At 72.3% G+C, this 2,183-nt stretch carries 1 protein-coding gene; it reads left to right on the forward strand.

The window, feature by feature from the left end; genetic code table 11:
• A partial coding sequence (locus ABZ497_RS36715; protein WP_359812477.1) for a type I polyketide synthase occupies positions 1-2,183 on the forward strand: 2,183 nt, incomplete at both ends.

Consider the following 2,183-nt stretch of genomic DNA (forward strand, 5'->3'; position numbering starts at 1 on the left):
GACTACCTGCCGTCGCACTTCGTGCCGGAGGAGGTCGAGGGGTATCTGGGGACGGGTGGCACGGGTTCGGTGGCCTCGGGGCGGGTGGCGTATGCGCTGGGGCTGGAAGGTCCGGCGGTGACGGTGGACACGGCGTGTTCGTCGTCGCTGGTGGCGCTGCACCTGGCCTGCCAGTCGCTGCGCTCGGGGGAGAGTTCGCTCGCGCTGGCGGGCGGTGTGACGGTGATGTCGACGCCCGGCACGTTCATCGACTTCTCGCGGCAGCGCGGCCTGGCTCCGGACGGGCGCTGCAAGGCCTACGCGGAGTCCGCGGACGGAACCGGCTGGGGCGAGGGCGTCGGCGTCCTGGTGGTGGAGCGGCTGTCGGACGCGCGCCGCAACGGGCACAAGGTGCTCGCGGTCGTGCGGGGTTCGGCGGTCAACCAGGACGGCGCGTCCAACGGTCTGACGGCGCCGAACGGGCCGTCGCAGCAGCGAGTGATCCGGGCCGCGCTGGCCAACGCCGGTCTGTCGGCGGCCGAGGTGGACGTGGTCGAGGGCCACGGCACCGGGACCAGGCTGGGCGATCCGATCGAGGCGCAGGCGTTGCTGGCGACCTACGGCCAGGAGCGGCCGGCCGGCCGGCCGCTGCTGCTGGGCTCGGTGAAGTCGAACATCGGGCACGCGCAGGCGGCCGCCGGTGTGGCGGGTGTCATCAAGATGGTTGCCGCGATGCAGCACGGGAGCGTCCCGGCGACGCTGCACGTGGACGAGCCGTCCTCGCACGTGGACTGGGCGGCGGGCGCGGTCCGGCTGGTCACTGAGGCGCAGCCGTGGCCGGAGACGGGTGAGCGGCCGCGTCGGGCGGGCGTGTCGTCGTTCGGGTTCTCCGGGACCAACGCGCATGTGATCATCGAGCAGGCTCCCGAGCAGGACATTCCGCGCCCCCGGGCGGACCACCGGACGTTCCCGGTGGTGCCGTGGGTGGTGTCGGGGCGGTCGGCGGAAGCGCTTGCCGGTCAGGCGGAGCGGCTCGCGGACTTCGTACAGCAGTCTGACGCTGATCTTCTGGACGCTGGTTGGTCATTGGCGGTGTCGCGGGCGGCGTTGGAGCAGCGGGCGGTGGTCCTCGGTGCGGACCGCGAGGAGCTGCTGGCCGGTCTTGCCGCGTTGGCCGAGGGCCGTGAGGTCCCCGGTGTGGTGACCGGAGCCGTGGGCGGTGCGGGCAAGGTCGGGTTCGTGTTCACCGGCCAGGGTGCGCAGCGCGTCGGTATGGGGCAGGGCCTCTACCAGGCGTTCCCGGTCTTCGCCGACGCCTTCGACGCGGTGTGCGCGGGTCTGGCCGAGCACCTGGACGGTTCCCTCGCCGCCGTCATCCGGGGTGAGGGCCCGATCGATGACACGGGGTGGGCGCAGCCCGCACTGTTCGCCGTTGAGGTGGCCCTTCACCGCCTGCTGGAGTCCTGGGGTGTGAGTCCGCAGGTGGTGGCCGGTCATTCGATCGGTGAGCTGGCGGCGGCGCATGTGGCGGGGGTGTGGTCGCTGGAGGACGCCTGCGCGGTGGTGGCCGCGCGTGGCCGGCTGATGCAGCAACTACCGTCCGGTGGTGCGATGGTGGCCGTCGAGGCCACGGAGGAGCAGGTTCTCGAAGCGATCGCGGGCCGGACTGGTGTCGGTATCGCCGCGGTGAACGGCCCCAAGGCCGTGGTGATCTCGGGCGTCGAGGACGAAGTACTGCAGGCCGCCGAACAGTTGGCCGCGTCCGGCGCACGTACGAAGCGTCTCCAGGTTTCCCACGCGTTCCACTCCCCGCTGATGGAGCCGATGCTGGATGAGTTCGCCCGCGTCGTCGCCGCCGTCAGCTACCGCACGCCCAAGCTGACGATGGTCTCCGCCCTCACCGGCCTCCCGGTGACGGACGAGGTCACGGACCCGGCCTACTGGGTGAAGCACGTCCGCGAGGCCGTTCGCTTCCACGACGCCGCGCAGTCCCTTCGCGCCGCCGGCGTCCGGACGTTCGTCGAGATCGGCCCCGACGGTGTGCTGTCCGGCATGGGCCCGCAGACCCGGATCGACACCGAGGGCGAGGCAGCCGCCGAGGTCTGGCTCCCGCTGCTCCGTCGCGGCCGTGACGAACCCCGCGCCCTGTTCACCGCGCTCGCGAAGCTCTTCGTGCGGGGCGTGCCGGTCGCCTGGGAGCAGGT

Origin of the sequence: Kitasatospora sp. NPDC005751, assembly GCF_040630835.1 — a bacterium.
GTDB lineage: Bacteria > Actinomycetota > Actinomycetes > Streptomycetales > Streptomycetaceae > Kitasatospora.